Origin of the sequence: Desulfosporosinus sp. HMP52 (genome assembly GCF_000765145.1) — a bacterium.
In the GTDB taxonomy this organism is placed as follows: domain Bacteria; phylum Bacillota; class Desulfitobacteriia; order Desulfitobacteriales; family Desulfitobacteriaceae; genus Desulfosporosinus.
In genome coordinates this window covers 88,896-106,104 of sequence record NZ_JMGA01000002.1, presented here as the reverse complement: position 1 = coordinate 106,104, position 17,209 = coordinate 88,896, and the positions used below count along the sequence as shown (strand labels likewise).

Annotated in this window: 14 protein-coding genes and 1 other annotated feature (1 of these 15 running past the window's edge); of the genes, 4 read left to right on the top strand and 10 right to left on the bottom strand. The window is 39.1% G+C overall.

All coding sequences use genetic code 11. The annotated features are described in order from the left end of the window. Positions 1-10 precede the first annotated feature (10 nt). The 4 genes from DP73_RS01020 to DP73_RS01005 form a co-directional block, all read right to left on the bottom strand. Positions 11-1,168: a metallophosphoesterase gene (locus DP73_RS01020; RefSeq protein ID WP_034596792.1), complete on the bottom strand. Its 1,158-nt coding sequence runs from the start codon at positions 1,166-1,168 to the stop codon at positions 11-13. Positions 1,169-1,354: 186 nt separating this feature from the next. Beyond that, complete coding sequence (locus DP73_RS01015; protein WP_034596791.1) at positions 1,355-1,942, bottom strand: universal stress protein; 588 nt, start codon at positions 1,940-1,942, stop codon at positions 1,355-1,357. A gap of 41 nt (positions 1,943-1,983) precedes the next feature. Next, the gene (locus tag DP73_RS01010) at positions 1,984-3,081 is read right to left on the bottom strand and encodes a sulfite exporter TauE/SafE family protein (RefSeq protein WP_034596790.1); all 1,098 of its coding nucleotides are present in this window, start codon (positions 3,079-3,081) and stop codon (positions 1,984-1,986) included. Between the two features lie 16 nt (positions 3,082-3,097). Beyond that, on the bottom strand, positions 3,098-3,328 hold the full coding sequence (locus DP73_RS01005; RefSeq protein ID WP_034596789.1) for a hypothetical protein: 231 nt from the start codon (positions 3,326-3,328) through the stop codon (positions 3,098-3,100). A 344-nt stretch (positions 3,329-3,672) separates the two neighbouring features. On the opposite strand from DP73_RS01005, the gene DP73_RS01000 reads away from it, so the two are divergent. From DP73_RS01000 to ilvA, 4 genes are all read left to right on the top strand, one after another. Next, positions 3,673-5,187, top strand: a complete 1,515-nt coding sequence (locus DP73_RS01000) for an ATP-binding protein (protein ID WP_128751359.1) — start codon at positions 3,673-3,675, stop codon at positions 5,185-5,187. A 23-nt stretch (positions 5,188-5,210) separates the two neighbouring features. Further along, on the top strand, positions 5,211-6,563 hold the full coding sequence (locus DP73_RS00995) for a sigma-54 dependent transcriptional regulator (protein WP_034596788.1): 1,353 nt from the start codon (positions 5,211-5,213) through the stop codon (positions 6,561-6,563). Between the two features lie 459 nt (positions 6,564-7,022). Next, complete coding sequence (locus DP73_RS00990; RefSeq protein WP_034596787.1) at positions 7,023-7,706, top strand: FadR/GntR family transcriptional regulator; 684 nt, start codon at positions 7,023-7,025, stop codon at positions 7,704-7,706. A gap of 247 nt (positions 7,707-7,953) precedes the next feature. Further along, a complete protein-coding gene (ilvA, locus tag DP73_RS00985) occupies positions 7,954-9,162 on the top strand; it encodes a threonine ammonia-lyase (RefSeq protein ID WP_034596786.1) in 1,209 nt (402 codons plus the stop codon). A gap of 104 nt (positions 9,163-9,266) precedes the next feature. Here the strand turns inward: ilvA and DP73_RS00980 are convergent, their stop codons facing one another. The 6 genes from DP73_RS00980 to trpB all read right to left on the bottom strand — a co-directional run bounded on the left by DP73_RS00980 (position 9,267) and on the right by trpB (position 17,123). Continuing rightward, on the bottom strand, positions 9,267-10,091 hold the full coding sequence (locus DP73_RS00980) for an undecaprenyl-diphosphate phosphatase (protein WP_034596785.1): 825 nt from the start codon (positions 10,089-10,091) through the stop codon (positions 9,267-9,269). 92 nt (positions 10,092-10,183) lie between these two features. Further along, positions 10,184-12,697, bottom strand: coding sequence for an ABC transporter permease (locus DP73_RS00975; RefSeq protein WP_242865658.1), 2,514 nt, complete (start codon positions 12,695-12,697; stop codon positions 10,184-10,186). 50 nt (positions 12,698-12,747) lie between these two features. Continuing rightward, positions 12,748-13,821: an efflux RND transporter periplasmic adaptor subunit gene (locus DP73_RS00970; protein WP_034596783.1), complete on the bottom strand. Its 1,074-nt coding sequence runs from the start codon at positions 13,819-13,821 to the stop codon at positions 12,748-12,750. After that, complete coding sequence (locus DP73_RS00965) at positions 13,818-14,492, bottom strand: ABC transporter ATP-binding protein (RefSeq protein ID WP_034596782.1); 675 nt, start codon at positions 14,490-14,492, stop codon at positions 13,818-13,820. The genes DP73_RS00970 and DP73_RS00965 overlap by 4 nt, the downstream gene beginning before the upstream one ends. Positions 14,493-15,085: 593 nt before the next feature. Continuing rightward, positions 15,086-15,901, bottom strand: coding sequence for a tryptophan synthase subunit alpha (trpA, locus tag DP73_RS00960; RefSeq protein ID WP_034596780.1), 816 nt, complete (start codon positions 15,899-15,901; stop codon positions 15,086-15,088). Then, positions 15,894-17,123, bottom strand: coding sequence for a tryptophan synthase subunit beta (gene trpB / locus DP73_RS00955; RefSeq protein ID WP_052090323.1), 1,230 nt, complete (start codon positions 17,121-17,123; stop codon positions 15,894-15,896). The genes trpA and trpB overlap by 8 nt, the downstream gene beginning before the upstream one ends. Positions 17,124-17,167: 44 nt before the next feature. After that, positions 17,168-17,209 (bottom strand) — a binding site (T-box leader) (it continues 273 nt past the right edge of the window).

Sequence of the window (17,209 nt, the reverse complement as noted above, 5' to 3'; positions counted from 1 at the left end):
TTTAACCTTACTATTTAAATGTTATTGTAATATCCACGATCTCAGGGGTATTCCCTATTCGAATCGGAGGCCCCCATGTCCCATAGCCCGATGATACTATGAGTTGAAAGTCCCCTTTGCGCAGATATCCCCAATCCTGTTCAAAAACTTTCCGTGTAATAAATTGAATAGGAAATAGTTGCCCATTGTGAGTATGTCCAGAAACCTGAAGATCTACCTTTTGTTCAACCGGTTCCTCCAAATGAGAGGGTTGATGATCCATTACAATAATTGGCAAAGAGGGATTTATCCCCTGGATCAGAGTTGCTAAGCTTTCTCGCTTCGTTCCATTAAAGCGTGATCCCGATAAATCATCTCTCCCTACAAGCGTGAAACTCCCTCCAACCTCTTCCGAACTATCCCTTAACACTTTTACTCCTGCTTCATTTAGATATTTTATTGCCTGATTGGCATTGCCGCCGATATATTCATGGTTACCTAACACAGCAAAACTCCCATAAGTTGATGAAAGCCTGCGGAAGTTATCAGCAACTTGCTGTTTATTTTTGGATTCAATATCTTCATCAAACACATCTCCCGCCATAAGAATCAAGTCGGGTTTCAAATCATTAACTTTGTCGACTAACTTGGTAAGGCGATCATTCTGAATAATTGTTCCAAGATGTATATCCGAAACCATGACAACATGAAGTTTCTTTAAAGCTCCTGCTTGCTTTGCAATTGTTAGGTCATAATGGTTAACTCGTGGATGACGGGCATTCCAGGCTCCATAGCTAATAATTCCTATTACTAATACGAAAACAGCCAGCCCCAAGACAGGGTTTAAACTCTGTTTAATTCCTAATGGTACAAGGTGGAGCCAACGGTTCAACACTCGGAGGAGATCCAGCAGCAATATTATTATTAGAAAGTAGAGTATACAGGCCATCCAATAAGCCCCTATAACAGTTAGTATTTCATGTAAGACTATTGGAAGAAATTTCTCGAATAGCCTACTGAATAAGTAAGCCGAGGAAAGCAGCAAGAAGATTGTCCAATATACCTTGGAATTAAAAACTGGAACATAGCTAAACAGAGCCTGCCATCCACGCAGACCTATGTAGTAGTTGAGCCCACCATAAACTAAAAAGACTATAGTAACAACTATCAGAAATCCAGGATTGGCCATTCAGAAAATACCCCCATACATACATTAAATCCAGGTTTTAACATAATCTACATGGATATTATACAGCTTTTCCCTTTCTAAGTCATATCCTTTTAATTATCTATTCTATTCCCTAGGTGTAGCTGTAAAGAACCCACAGAAAAAGTCTAGGCGATTATTACTCTCCTAGACTTTTTCTGAATGCAATTATATTGTTTTCACCTCATATAAATGATTTCTTCGCCCTTTGCGACGAACATTTTTTTCTGATGAAGAAGAGCAAAACTCATCAATAAATTCCTGAGGCAGTTTCTTAATCAGCAATACCGGTATTTTAGATTTATTCAGGACACTATGTGCTAAACTTCCATGCATTAAGCCCTTAAAGCTGCTTGGCCCTCTTGTACCCATGATGATCAACTCATGTCTCTGTTTGGTCGAATAATCAATGATTGCGTCTACGATATCTGGAATATTCGAATTAGCAAAGATAACTTTTTGATTAACATTCTGCCCCGCCTCAAAGAATATTTGATTAATTTTAGCTATAATCTTAGAATCCTGACTTGCTTTATTAACTTCTGGTTTCATCGGGCAGAGGTCTGACGACCAAAGCCCCATCAAATTGTATTCCTTCGGTATAGATCCCCCCTCAATACTCTCTTGTGCATGTACGATAGTTAGAGACATATGAGGTATTCTGTTTAGTAAATCTGCTGTGTAAACTGCAGCTGACAAAGAATGCGGAGTACCGTCAAAATAAAGAAGTACCTTAAAGAGATTTCCTTGATTCATCTATATCATCACCTCGATCTATGAAATTAATGAAAGCTAAACTAAGCAAGATCACGCTTAAGTTTACTCTGTACCGAACTCAGCGAGTTTACTTTTGAGGCCTGTTTGTATAGCACGATATACCTAATTATCATCAATACGCCTATAATAGCACCACCGTACAGAGTAACTGTAGCTGCCAAATCAAGAAAACCAGCCACTCCATTAGATAGGTTCATCATATGCAGGTCAGTCAGATATTTAGGAATAGCGAAGGCTCTGCTTAAAGCAGACATGCCAATGACCATAGCCATTACAAATTTAATTTGTAATTCAGTAACCATTTTAGTGGCATTGGCGCCAATGTGGAGTCCTAATAGAGATCCCAAATACAGTAGTAACACTAGCCGAATATCGACAAAACCATTCATGGCATACTGAAAGGAACCTGAGGCGCCTGAGAAAATAGCTAGGAATAATTCTGTCCCTGCAGCCACCATTGTAGGGATACCTAGCAGATATATCATGGCTGGAACTCCAATAAATCCTCCTACACCTACGGTTCCAGCTAACCATCCGGTTGCCAAACCGATAATAGCAACGAGCCATAAGGAGACACGAACATTAGCAACTTTAAAATAAATCATAGGAGGAATATTTAAGCTTGATAATTTAGCAGCCAATCCCGACGGTTCACTTGAACCCTTCTTAGAGTTTGGCTTGGAAATATCTCTTAAAATAAAAACCGAGAGACCGGATAACAGAACCACAAAAACTACACTAATATACAAGTTCGAACCTTCCTTACCCATACTGGCGAAGATTGACTCATTTAGAATAACTGCCAACCTAACTCCAAGTAAAAGAAAAGCAACCATAAACACGCCAAGCTTAACATCTACATTGCCCATCTTAGAGTGCTTCCTTGCCCCAACCATTGCCTTACCAAATTTGTGAGCAAGATTTGTACTTACTGCTGCGATACCAGGAACTCCCAAGGCCATCATGCCTGGTGTCATTACAAAGGCACCACCACTTCCTAAAAAGCCACTTAATGTCCCTCCTAGAAAACCAAGCCCTATCATAGATAGTCCTGTTTTAGGAGTAATATCTATAAACCGCATAACCTCTCCAACTAGATTAACCGCTTCTCCAGCCATAGGTGAAGCCCCCTTTCTAATGTTTGCTTTCTAAGCCTAGTATGCTTAGAGTATGAGATATCGCTGTCCCGTACAAAAAAGCGATTCCGATGACAGTGCCTAAAAGGCAAACAGCTGGAATAATTCCTTTGCTTAAATAGAAACCATTTAATTGATCAATATTAAAGAAAATCAATACATACGCACAGATCGATAATCCCAGATAGACGATAGTTTTTAAAGAGCTCGTTTTTACCGCTTCACTCATACCAATCTCTCCTTTGTTGTTTAGTGTAAAAAACCTAGACTTAAAGAGATATCCCCCCTCCTTAGTTTGTGATATAATTCTCTATATAGCAAATACTGTGCCAACGTCAATTAGCTGATATTCTGTGCTTTTATTATGACCATTAAAAAAAGAAGTGTAGCAAATGCTATACTCCCCCATTTAAATAGTAACAATAAATTCTTTGATTAACCTGATTATTTCTCCCTATTGCTTAGATTATTAGATGTTTTCTTTAAATTCCGCCTACATGTATCATTTGCTACAGTCAAATGTATTATATAATTCACTAATAGAACCCATTGGTAGTTGGAGGTGGCTTTGTTTTGGGCATCCATAAGGATTTCCTATCATCGTTCAAGAGAAAAAGCCTTACCAATCAGCTGGTTACAATTTTTGCATTCATTATGCTCATCCCTTTATTAGCCTTAATGTACGACATTTTCTTTGCTTCTCAAACTGACCAAGTAATCTTTTTTGATAAGGAACAGAGGCTTGCGGCTTTAGTAAAAAGCACTAATCAAGAACTCTCTGTAAATCTTGACTCTTTGGGGTTTGAACCTGAAGGTTTATCCCCTAACCTTCTTCACAACGAGTTCACAAAAGTTGTAGAACCTTATATTCCGTCAAATTCTGGTATTCGCTTCGGTTTATATGTTCCGCAAGCAGAAAAGATTACAGTATTGGGTTTTTTACATAATTATCGAAACCTATCCCCCGACGAAGAAACCCAGAGAGAGAAAGAAATATTCGCCAGTACCAAATCGGGCCTTGTAGCTGCAGAAATGGGTAAAGAGCCGCTCTTTCGAATCTCCGGGTCCTTTGATGATCAAGTTGTAGAATACATTTCACCCGTTGTCCTAAAAGGAAAAGTGGTTGCAGTTATGTGGGCCGGGGAACGCCTTAACCCCTTTTTTTATCAAAGCAGCTTCTATCGAAAATTACTCCGGTATTTTACATTAGGCGTATTAGCCTTAGTCATGTTTGCTACTCTAAGAACAATACGCAATATTACCACTGGAGTAGATCGCTTGAAAAGAGGGTTACACCGTATGGAATATGATATACACCACCTATTACCGGAAATGTCTGGTGAATTGGGCGAGGTGGCCCGGGCTGTCAATCGCATGGCCGAGAATTTAAGTGAAAAGGAACGTTTGGAAGATCAACTAAGGCAATCTGAACATCTTATAGCTCTAGGACAATTAGCTACAGGTGTAGCTCATGAATTACGAAATCCTATCGGCATTATTAAGACTTTAGTCGACCTTATGAAACAGGAATATTCTCAGATGAGCGGTATCGAGGAATACACCCTGGCAATTGATGAACAAGTGGACAGACAAGACTCTGTAATTCAAGAACTGTTAGACTTTGGACGTCCGACTAAGGTTTCTATTCGAGAATGTTCTATTAATGATCTAATTATGGGAGTCCTATCATTTTCAGCAGCAATGTTAAGAAAACAAAAGGTAAAAGTTCAACTTCACCTAGATCCTAAGCTCCCACAAATCTTGGCGGATACCGAAAAAATTAAACAGGTATTCGTAAATATTATCGTGAACGCTGCTGAAGCTATGCCCTCCGGTGGTAATTTAGATATTAAAACAAAACAAACGGATGATATGGTTATCGTTAGTTTGGCTGATACAGGCGAAGGGATCTCGGGAGATGATATTCATAGAATATTTGACCCCTTCTTTACTACTAAGCAAGCCGGTACCGGATTAGGCCTATCTATCTCTTATCAGAGCATTAAGCTGCATGGTGGAATGATCGAAGTGGACAGCACTCCTTACAATGGCACAACCTTTACAATTAAACTACCAGTGACACCCTAATTCTGCTTAGGAGAGTGATATTCTTGATTCCAAGAATTTTGGTAATTGATGATGAAGAGAGAATGTGTTGGGCCTTAGAGAGGGCGTTAAGTCACGAGGGATATCAAGTTGTTACTGCAACAAGGGGTTTACAAGGTATTGAATTGGCACTTGAAACCGAACCATCTACGGTTATTCTAGACTTGAAGATGCCTGATATTGATGGCCTAGAAGTTTTAAAAAGGCTCAAAGGCATAAACCCAAATATGCCGGTGATTATGATTACTGCTCACGGAACTATTGAGACCGCCATTGAAGCTATGAAAATTGGGGCTACCGATTATATAACCAAACCTTTTAAACTGGACGAATTAAAAATCCAAGTGAAACAGGCTCTGCATTTATCTAATTTGGAACTTGAAGTAAGTTACCTGCGTCAAGAGTTAGGCGAGAAATACGGGAAAATGATTGGGCAAAGTGATGCCATTAAAGGAGTTGCCCTATTAATACAGCAGGTTGCCAAAACTAATGCAACAGTTTTGATAACCGGCGAAAGCGGAACCGGTAAAGAGGTTGCAGCTGTAGAAATCCACAAAGCCAGTAACCGGGCAAATATGCCCTTTATAGCGGTGAACTGTGCCGCTCTTCCTGAACACCTGTTGGAAAGTGAACTATTTGGGCATGAAAAGGGGGCTTTTACCGGTGCGACAACTAGAAAAAAAGGCCGTTTCGAGATGGCTGATAAAGGTACAATCCTCTTAGACGAAATCGACGACATGCCGATAAGCATGCAAGTAAAATTACTCAGGGTCTTACAGGAAAGATGTTTTGAAAGAGTCGGGGGAACCGAAACAATACCAATCGATGTAAGGGTCATTGCTACCACTAACGCTGAACTTTCCACAGCCATAGCTAGTGGAACCTTAAGGGAAGATCTCTATTATCGCTTAAACGTGATGCAAATCAAAATGCCGCCTTTAAGATTGCGTAAAGACGATATCCCTCTCTTAGTTAATCATTTCTTAGGAAAATTTGATCCTTCCCATACAAAGAAGATCTCTCCTGAAGCCATGAAAATTCTGACTCGATATGATTGGCCAGGTAACATAAGAGAATTGCAAAATGCCATTGAAAGACCACTCATTGTTTGCCAAAACAATGAAATTCTGCCAATACATCTGCCCAGCGAGTTACTAGAGAACTTTGAGAAGGCCACTTCAGATCCTATCATCAATCTTCCTGAAGGAGGTTTTTCTCTAGAAGAGTTAGAGAAACGTCTAATAATTAAAGCCTTAGAGAAGAATAATTATAACCAGACCAGGACTGCAAAGTATCTGGGGATTTCTCGTCCAACTCTCCTATACCGCCTAAATAAGCATGGCTTAAACTTTAAGTAACAACTTAAGCGTTTTCAAACTTAACTCAAAGAATTACAATCGATAACTAAAGAAACTTATAAAAAGTAAAGGAGGCTTATAGGTTCATTTCATCCATCAGTTCAGAAGCATCATCCTTACTGAATAGTCACTATATCGAAAACAATAAAAGCACTACAAGAGCAAAGAAGAGTCAACATTCCTAATGGATGATGCCATAGAAGCCTATGAAACATCCAAAAATCAATTCTCAACGCTTAATGGATCTGCTTTTGAAAATTTAGTTTAACTTGTTAAATTTCATAGAAACGATGAATTATACAAAGTCTCTCTGCTAACAAAAAGGGCATCATCAAGTTAATGAATTGATGGTTGCCTTTTTGTTTTGAATTTATCAATTTATAAACTTAGGAATTTAGACTTGCTTTTTAAAGATATTGGGATACAGTATTAATAGTATTCACTTTAGGGGGGGCCGTCATGACAAGGAAAAAAAGAAGTCTGGCAGAAAATGTAGCGGATAATATCCTGGCAATGATTACTATAGATAAGAAATTCAGCTCAGGAGACAAACTCCCTAACGAAATTGAACTATCTGAAGTTCTACAAGTTAGCCGCACTACGTTACGCGAAGCTATCCGTATTTTAGTTGCACATAATGTTTTAGAGATTTATCGTGGTAAAGGCACCTTTGTTAAGAATAATCTTGATTTGAATGAAGATTTAGGCCTTAAAGAACTTTCCACACTCCAACCAGACGTAAAGGATCTCTATGAAATGCGTCTGATCTTTGAGCCTCAATCAGCCTATTATGCAGCTAAACGGGCCAACGATAGGGAACTGGAACGAATTTTATATTATGGCAGACTCGAAGAAGAATTAATTCTAAAAAAGGAAGATCGAACCGAGGCAGAGCAAGCATTTCACAAATCCATAGCTAAGGCGACCCACAATGAATTTATGAATCGGCTGATGCCTATCCTCTATCAAGCGATTGACAAGGGAGTTCTATTATCTGACACAAATGAAGAAATGATTCAAAACACTTTGAATGATCATCGTATGATTATGGAGTTTTTATCAAAAAGAGATGCTGAAGGAGCAAAAACCGCAATGAAACTCCACATAATACACGCTATGAGAGGCTTTGGAATCACTGAATAATAATGGGTTATAGTTAAACTTATAAAATATGCACATAAAGATAGTCAGAACACTGGATGTTCTGACTATCTTTATGTACGTAAGGATGCGTTTCAATGTCCTGCTCGCATTGCCAATCCGTGCGGTTTGAGCTGCGAGGTGGGCAAAAATGATTTTTTCTCATAGATCATACTCCGAATGAACAAACTAAGGTAATTTCATGTTCACATAGCTTGAATATATAAATTACAAGGGAAGGAACCACTCTATGAATATTTCTCTAGCAGATATTAAAAATGCCAAAACTACGCTCCAAGGAGTATCCTATAAAACAGCTTTAGTATTTAATCCTCGTTTAAGTAATATGAGTGGTAATCAGGTCTTCGTCAAGATGGAAAATCTACAACGCACCGGGTCTTTCAAGATTAGAGGAGCGTACAATAGAATTGCTAACTTGACTGACCAAGAAAAGGCACTGGGTGTGATCGCATCTTCAGCTGGCAACCATGCTCAAGGGGTGGCAGTAGCCGCCGCAATTTACGGAATCGAAGCAAAAATTGTCATGCCTTTGCACGCTCCCCTTTCCAAAGTAACTGCCACACGCAAGTATGGTGCAGAAGTTATTCTGCACGGCGAAGCATACGATGAGGCCTACAATGAAGCACGACGCATTCAGGCGGAAACCCAAGCAACATTTATACACCCCTTTAATGACCCACTGGTGATTGCCGGGCAAGGGACTATCGCCTTGGAAATTCTTGATGATCTGCCTGATGTCGAAGTTGTCGTCTTGCCAATTGGTGGAGGCGGATTAATATCAGGTGTTGCCCTGGCACTCAAAACTATAAATCCAGCCATCAAGATTGTCGGTGTCCAAAGTAAAAATAATCCTTCAATGCTAGAATCGATTAACAACAAGCACCTAATTACAGTTAATGGAACTCCAAGCATTGCTGATGGGATTGCTGTTAAAACACCTGGTAAACTTACCTTTGAACTTGTAAGTAAATATGTTGACGATATAGTAGCCGTCGATGAGGATGAAATTGCCAGTACAATGTTATTATTCCTAGAGAGTGCTAAAGTTGTTTCCGAAGGCGCAGGGGCCGCCTCTGCTGCGGGAATAATACATAGGTTGACACATTACAAAAATCGCAAAATCGTTGCAGTTCTAAGCGGCGGCAACGTCGATGTTAATATCCTGGCTCGCACCATTGACAAAGGACTCGTTAAAAATGGTCGGAAGTGCTTTCTTACGACTGTTATTAGTGATCGCCCCGGTGCTCTAGCCCAACTCTTACAGTTAATTGCGAGTAAGGGGGCGAATGTGCTTGCCGTTTCACATCGGCGAGAAACCTTAGATATACCCATCAGTTACGCAAAGGTAGAACTGGAGTTAGAGACCATCGACGCAGCTCAGGTCATGACCCTCAAAAAGCTCCTCGAAGAAAATTATTACCGCGTAATAATACAGTGAACCCCTTCAACTAAAGGGTACATAGAGACTTAGAGGACTCTAACTCCACCTAAGCAAAATAAAAAACACCCGCTTAAGAAACAGGTGTCTTAGATTGATTGGTTCTAACTCATAATGAAAAAATAAAGCAGTACAATAATTCCTAATATAATTCTATACCAACCGAAGGCCTTGAAGTCATTCTTCTTAATGTATCCCACTAAAAATTTGATGGATAATATTGATACTATGTAAGCAACTACCATTCCAGTTAATAAAATTACAAGTTCAGCATTAGTAAACACTAAACCAAATTTTAATATTTTAAGGAGGCTTGCCCCGAACATAATTGGAATAGCTAAGAAAAAGGTGAATTCTGCAGCAACCGTTCTGGATGTACCGATTAAGATAGCCCCCAAAATAGTTGCACCCGACCGGGATGTGCCGGGGATTAGTGCCAAAACTTGAAACACTCCAATGATCATAGCGGTTTTATAGGTGATTTGCGCTAAATTATTGATCCTTGGTCTTAATTTCGAGTTTCGATTTTCGATGACGATAAACAGTATCCCGTACAAAATTAACGTAACAGCAACGGTCTGATAGTTATAAAACTGAGCATCAATTTGATCATCAAACAACAGACCAATAATTGCCGCTGGCAGACAGGCAGTAAGAATTTTTAACCATAGTATGATTGTATCGTATTTTATAGATGCCTTCTTTGTAAAGGATACCGGAATTAGCTTTTTCCAATATAAAACGATGACCGAAATGATTGCCCCAAGTTGAATAACAACAAAGAACATCTCTTTAAAAGCTTCACTCATATTAAGCTGTATAAACTGGTCGACTAAAATCATATGCCCCGTACTACTAATAGGCAGCCACTCTGTGACTCCCTCCACGATACCCAGAATAATCGCTTTCAAAATCTCAATTAATAACATTTCTTAAATCTCCTTTTAACAATAAACATCGAGCCTCATTAGTGATCTATACCTAATAACTTCTCAGATATGATATTTCTTGTGCAGTGGATCTATTCAAGTTTTATGGACGAGACTATATCAAGTTTTGAGGATTTTAGGGCAGGAATTATTGAGGCAATAATCATTAGAATTATACCACCAAAAACGTATATTATATAGGAACTTATCGGGAAATGTATGTTCTTTGAGTTGTTTGTTCCAGCTAAAATAACAATCATTAAGGTTCCTGCTATTACGCCTAAAAGTCCTCCTATCGCACCGCCTGTGAGGGCTTCAATAAAAATCATCTTAATCGTTTGAACTTTGCTCATTCCTATTGATTTGAAAACAGCAAGAGAACGTTTACGGACAAGAAAACTTATTAGCAGATTGTTCAATACTCCAAAAACACCAATGACGATTGCTAGAATCGAAAAACCCGACATCAGTAAAGTTACTTGCTGATTGGAACTCAAATATTCTTCTTGAAGTTTGTTTTTTGTCTGTAAGTAGGGCTTTAGTCTTATAAATTCTTCCTCGATTTTTTTTAGCACATCTTCAGGATTTTTGGATGTCTTAATATAAATACTTGAATAATACTTATACTGCATGTCAGCTTTAAAAAATCTTTGAGATATCAATCCAATATTTTTACTTGTTGCAAAATCATCGAAAAATCCAATCACCTTATAACCCTTTTCGCCACTTTTTAATTTTAAGTTTACCAGATCCCCTTCTTTTAAATTCAATTTTTCTCTTAATGTATGTGTTATTAAAATATTGCGACCTTCATCAAGCCTTTCAAAGGTTCCATCAATATCTCCATTCATCTCGATATTCCAGAAATCTAAAATCTTGCTTTTATCAATCCCTTTAAGGCGAGATATCCGATCATTTCTATCTGTCAGTTCTATTCCATAAGCCTCATAATCCCCATATACTTCTTGTACACCATCAATAATAAGTAAGCGCTTCTCAATATTCCTATCTGCTTTATTCGTATACATTTCGATATCATATAAAGAATTCTTGAACTGATCTGTTATGCTTATGACATTATCATAGCTGGCTGTATTGATTAGAAGTAAGCAAGCTATGCCTATTGCCAGCATAGAAATATTATTAATAATGTTCTGATTTTCTCTCAAATTTTTAGCCGCAAGTATACCTATGTTCCCAAAGATAAAAACATACAAGATTTCAAAGATCTTTACAAAAACGGAAGTAATATAGGGTACAAGCATTACGATAGCAGTAAGAGTCATTATCATTCCTACGCTGCCAAAGATCGGTCTTAAATCCTTTGCTTCAATAAAGGAAGAAGCCAAAGCAACTACCATAAATACTAGGCCCAGTATCAGCCATAACCTTTTTCGTGTAGTATTCTTTTGCACTGAGTTCAGAACGATATCCTTGATTGGGATTTTAGATACCTTTAAGATAGGGATGATTGAGCTGACAAAACAAAGAACTACTGCCATCATAAAGGCAAGTACAAAATTCAATCCCGAAAACTGAATTGTAGTTTGAAATTCCATTCCTTCAGAACCATTAACCATTCTACTTAAGGCATAAGACATAAGATATAAGATCCCTACTCCTACTCCACATCCTAAAATGCCACCAACGATACCATAAAGAAGACTTTCTCCTAATAATAAGAAGTTTGTCATCCTTTTGGTAGCCCCAATACTTCTAAAGGTTCCTATGACTGGAAGCTTTTCTGTCGTAATCACCTTAAATGATGAGTAAATAATGAATATGCTCATAAAAAAGACAATGGATGACAACATCAAAAATACAGCAGATATCATCAAAGTTTCCTGCTTTATTTCTTCAAAAGGGAATAGTTCAAAAACCCTGTAGTCTTTATAGTCATTAGACAACAGCTGGATCATTTCTTGTTTATCTTCAGGCTTAAGCAGCTTAATATAGACTGTCCCTACCTTACCTCGTGCATTATTATAATTACTTAAGAAGTCCCTGGGTACTATTACAGGGATTGATTTTGAAGTTCCTTTAAAAAAGCCCGTCGAGGAGCCTATTCCACTGACCGTGAACTTTTGTCTAGAGGTTTGTTGTCCTTGTCCTAATTCCAGTTCCAGGCTGTCTCCTACATTCAATTGATACTTTTCTGCAGCTGATTTACCAATGAAGATCTTCCTGCCCTCAAAAGGATATAAATTATGCTGTTGCTCAATTGTAAAGGGGTTCATTGCTTGGAGATCTTCAATAGATGCTCCTGTCAAGTTAATGCTTATTTCTTCATTCCTATTGGGTTTGAAAACTGCATTTTGCTGAATCTCTCCAATAATATATTCTGTACGATCTTTGTATATCTCTGCTTTATTCATATAGAAAAACGGGGAAGAAGATTTTTCGGTGGGCGTAATTATTATATCCGCGTTACCAATTGAATCTTTAATTCCCTTGATAATCATTTCCTCTAGACTCCCTGAAATAGCTATTGAGGCAAAAAAAACTCCCGAGGATAATACAATTGATAAAACGATCAGAAAAGTCCGCAGTTTCTTTTCGCCGATACTTTTAAATATAAACTTGAGGATTATGCCCAATCTTATCACTCCTAAAGAAACTCCCCAGTCCTAAACCAAGAACCTTCGTAGCACCTTGATTATTCTTTTGCATCAACCTTTGTACTATCGAAACTTATCTTTACAACGACATTAAATTCAGGAAGCAGAAAGTCATCTGGATTTTCAATAGATATGCGAACAGGAATAGTCGTTTCATTGTTTTTCAGAACTGCTTTCTCTGCAATAAATAAAACTTTTCCGTTGTAAGTTCGTGATTTATCGGCGTCCGGGCTTATGGTAACTTCTGCGCCGATCTTTACATCCTTAATGAATTCTTCTGCCACATTTGCCTCAATCAAAACGCTGTCTTTATTGAGAATACTCAAAAGTTTTTTCTCCGGGTCAATAATTATATCTCCCTGAGTGCAGCCAAGATCAGTGACTACTCCATTGGGAACATCTGCGATAATCTCATTACCTTTTATGTAGCTTTTGTTCATCTTTTCCTGCATTGCTTCAAGTTCAAGCTCCTTAGAGGTAACTTGAAGGCTTTTCTGATCAATTGAGGTTCGAAGTTGGTCTAGCTCTTGCTGAATTTTTTTCCTAGTGTTTTCTTCCGAAAAAACTGCATCAGAAACGGCTTTTTCCTTATCATTGACCGTTTGCTGATACTCATTCAGTTCTTTAAGGGATAAAGCACCTGCAGCATACAAAGACTCTCTGGCCTTTAAGTCCTCAAGAGCTTTACTAAGTAAAACCCGGGCATGTTTGTGATCATTTATATATCTCATAATTTCTGGATCATCGCCTTTTTCTAAACTACTTCTTTTCGTCTCGTAATCCCTATTTAAACCAGCCAATTCAATTTGTAATGTTTTTATATCAAGTTCCTTGTTTCTAATTTGGGTCAGATAGTTTTGAGAGTTTAAGCTAACCAAAACATCACCCTTCGAGACTTTTTGCCCTTCTACAACGTTGATTTTGGAAACAACTGTCAGGAAATCGATAGTTATTGTTTTAACATCTGTAGACTTAACCGTGCCAAAAGCTTCGACTACCTGCTTAGTTTCAACTTTTGTCACCTTTTCTTCATTATTTTTTACGGGTTCTTTACTACACCCTGATATCGTTAAGATCAAGATGAGTCCTATCACAAATACTTTTTTCATCATTGACATACCTTCCCATCCCTTAGGTTGATGATTCGTTGACCATAATCCGCGGCTTCTCGCGAGTGAGTTACCTGGATAATAGTTCTTCCTCTTTCCCGATTAATGGTCTTCAAAAGTTCCATAACCTCTGTTCCCGTTTTAGAATCGAGATTTCCTATTGGCTCATCTGCTAAAATAATTTCAGGCTCGTTAATTAGCGCTCGGGCAATAGCTACTCTTTGCTGCTGACCTCCCGACAATTCCTTAGGAGTATGGTTTCTTCTATCTGAAAGACCTACAATTGTCAAAATCTCATTGAGCTCCTGCTTATAACCTTTTATTTTTTTACTGTCTAATAAAATTGGTAGTACAATATTTTCTTCTACAGTCAAATTGGGTATTAGGTTATAAAATTGAAAGACGAATCCTATTTCTTTTCTGCGCATGGAGCTTTCTTCTTTATCCTTCATTTTAGAAATCTCTTTGCCATTGACCCTGATGCAGCCTGAGGTTGGTTTATCCAGCCCACCTATCAAATATAAAAGGGTACTTTTCCCCGAACCCGATGGTCCCATAATTGAAACAAACTCACCTTTGTGAATAATTACATTAACATCTTTTAAAACCTCCACATCGACTGTTCCTAGTTTATACATCTTCCCTAAATCTACTGTTTCAATAGCTGATTCCATTACGCACCCCCTTAATCGAAAATTGACCATAGCAAACCGACTCTTATCTTTTTCTTTAAGTAAAATAAGAGTTAATGAGTTATATCTAATTAGACGAGAAATCTTGGCCTGATACTTCACATACTTGTAGAATAGTTATTTATTTTACATTGGTTTTGAATATTTACAAAAACTTCCTAAGATATATTCTAGGCCAAATCTATTGATTTTTTCTAAACAGTTTATTAATTAAGTATTAACGATTTAAATTGGGCTTGCTAATGAATCGTGATTTACTCTCCCGTCGAGTTGAAGAGAGGACAAATGGTGAATCGGTGCACCATTTGGTTTAACACCATGGGCACGGTTTTTGACGCCAAAGACTGTTTTTCCATGCACATTTATTAAGACACTACCCGTAAACCCTTAGGAAGTCTAGACTTTTCAATAAATATGCAAGCTCTAAATAGAGTGGTACTTAGTCGACAGTAAATTCGTTCACCTAAAGCTGAACATCGAGACTTCGGCGAGGGAAAAAGAATAACACCAGAAAAAGTCTGGTGTTATGGTGGAGGCTTTAGTTAACCATTGAGAAATATCCCCACAGCGCTTGCCTACCGCTTAAGGCTTGCCAACCAAGTAAATACTTCTTTTTCCTGCTCGATTAAGTCTTTTTCCTCTAATCCCTCTTGATCAAGCTTGGCAAAGGCTTTTACTAAAGCACTGCCGACAACAACTCCATCACAAATTTTTGCTAATGCACGGACTTGTTCGGCCTTCTGAATCCCAAAACCGACACAACGCGGAATTTGAAGGCTGTCCCTCAAGCTTTCTATAAACACGCTGACGTTGTCAGGGATTTCAACTTCTCCTCCGGTAATCCCATTACGCGATAGAACATAAGCAAATCCTTCGGTTACCTGAGAGACGGCCTCAATATCTTGCTCACGGCTGGTTTGGGCAATCATCGGGATAAAAGACAGTTTGTTGCCGACACTTTTCTCAGTTCTTGTTCTAAGCCCTTTGCCTTCCCTCCAAGGTAAATCCGGTAGGATAAATCCATCGACTCCAGCCTCAGCTGCATCTTCAACAAATCGATCCCACCCATAGTGAAGAAGTGGGTTCAGATAACTCATCAAAAGAAGGGGGGTGTTGTGAGTTTTACGAAATTCCTGTACCAGTTCTAAGGTTTTTTTCACCGTCATCTGAGCATTCAAAGCTCTTTCAGCCGCAGCTTGAATGACCACCCCATCGGCCATAGGATCACTGAAGGGAACTCCCAGTTCTAAAATATCCACTCCGTAATCAGCCAGCCCCCTTAGTCGTCGCAGACTTGCCTCTACGGAAGGATCTCCGGCCATAATATATGAAATCAGACGGGTTACCCCTGCAGGTTTAGTTTGAAAAACCGCCTTAAGTCTCTCACTCATGATCTGCTCCTCCTTCTAAATACTGAGCTAAGGTTTCTACATCTTTATCTCCTCTTCCCGAAAGATTAACTACGATCACTTGATCTTTCGAGAGTCTGGGGGCAAGTTTAGCTGCATAGGCGATGGCATGGGCACTTTCCAGGGCCGGCAGGATTCCTTCAGTCTGACAAAGTAAGGAGCAGGCATCTAACGCTTCTTGATCCGAAATGCTGACATAGTCTGCTCGCCCTGTTTCCTTCAGGTTGCTGTGCTCTGGTCCTACGCCGGGATAGTCAAGTCCGGCTGAGACAGATGTAGTTACAACAATTTGTCCATCATCATCTTGCAGCAAATAGCTATAAGCTCCATGCAAAACACCTGGTTCACCCAAACAAAGTGTCGCAGCATTTTCCCCCGTCTTATTTCCTGTTCCCCCTGCTTCGACTCCAATTAGTCTTACCTCTGGGTCTGGGATGAACGGGTGGAAGATACCAATGGCATTACTCCCTCCCCCAATACAGGCAATGATCGCGTCTGGAAGTTTTCCTAATTCCTTTAAGGCTTGCTCCCGAGTCTCATGTCCAATTACTGCCTGAAAATCTCGAACAATTGTAGGATAGGGATGGGGTCCGGCTGCCGTCCCAAAGCAATAAAACGTCTCCTCAACATTAGTCACCCAGTCCCTAAGTGCTTCATTAATAGCATCTTTTAGAGTACATGATCCATGAGTCACAGTGCGAACCTCTGCTCCCAATAACTTCATCCGCAAGACGTTTAACTTCTGTCGGCGTACATCTTCTTCTCCCATATAAACCACACAGGGAAGAGCAAATAATGCACAAGCCGTAGCAGTAGCTACCCCATGCTGCCCTGCCCCTGTCTCAGCAATCACTCTTTTCTTACCCATAGCTTTAGCGAGCAAAATCTGCCCTAAAGTGTTGTTAATTTTATGAGCACCGGTATGATTGAGATCTTCCCTTTTAAGATAAATTCGGGCACCACCCAATTGTTCCGATAAGCGCTTGGCTTCATAGAATAAAGATGGTCGTCCAACATACCTTTGTAACAGGTCTCGAAACTCTTTCTGAAAGCTCTCATCTTGGCCAGATCTCATGTAGGCCTCTTCTAATTCTCGCAAAGCAGGAACTAAGGTCTCCGGAACATAGGCACCTCCATATGGACCAAAATGCCCCTTTGTTTCGTAGCCGCCATCAGACAGTACATGTAACTTTTCCTTAACCATTTGAACTCTCCTTTCTTATTACAATAAAAAAGAGCCTTCTGTCCTAAAAGGACGGAAAGCTCCGTGGTACCACCTTAATTCGTATA

Excerpts from the sequence above, each read along its gene's own strand:
- DP73_RS00980 (WP_034596785.1), bottom strand. The coding sequence starts at position 10,091 with ATGTTATTAATTGAGATTTTGAAAGCGATTATTCTGGGTATCGTGGAG.
- DP73_RS01015 (WP_034596791.1), bottom strand. The coding sequence starts at position 1,942 with ATGAATCAAGGAAATCTCTTTAAGGTACTTCTTTATTTTGACGGTACT.
- DP73_RS01005 (WP_034596789.1), bottom strand. The coding sequence starts at position 3,328 with ATGAGTGAAGCGGTAAAAACGAGCTCTTTAAAAACTATCGTCTATCTG.
- trpB (WP_052090323.1), bottom strand. The coding sequence starts at position 17,123 with ATGGTTAAGGAAAAGTTACATGTACTGTCTGATGGCGGCTACGAAACA.
- DP73_RS01010 (WP_034596790.1), bottom strand. The coding sequence starts at position 3,081 with ATGGCTGGAGAAGCGGTTAATCTAGTTGGAGAGGTTATGCGGTTTATA.
- DP73_RS00970 (WP_034596783.1), bottom strand. The coding sequence starts at position 13,821 with ATGATGAAAAAAGTATTTGTGATAGGACTCATCTTGATCTTAACGATA.
- DP73_RS01020 (WP_034596792.1), bottom strand. The coding sequence starts at position 1,168 with ATGGCCAATCCTGGATTTCTGATAGTTGTTACTATAGTCTTTTTAGTT.
- DP73_RS00965 (WP_034596782.1), bottom strand. The coding sequence starts at position 14,492 with ATGGAATCAGCTATTGAAACAGTAGATTTAGGGAAGATGTATAAACTA.
- ilvA (WP_034596786.1), top strand. The coding sequence starts at position 7,954 with ATGAATATTTCTCTAGCAGATATTAAAAATGCCAAAACTACGCTCCAA.
- trpA (WP_034596780.1), bottom strand. The coding sequence starts at position 15,901 with ATGAGTGAGAGACTTAAGGCGGTTTTTCAAACTAAACCTGCAGGGGTA.
- DP73_RS00990 (WP_034596787.1), top strand. The coding sequence starts at position 7,023 with ATGACAAGGAAAAAAAGAAGTCTGGCAGAAAATGTAGCGGATAATATC.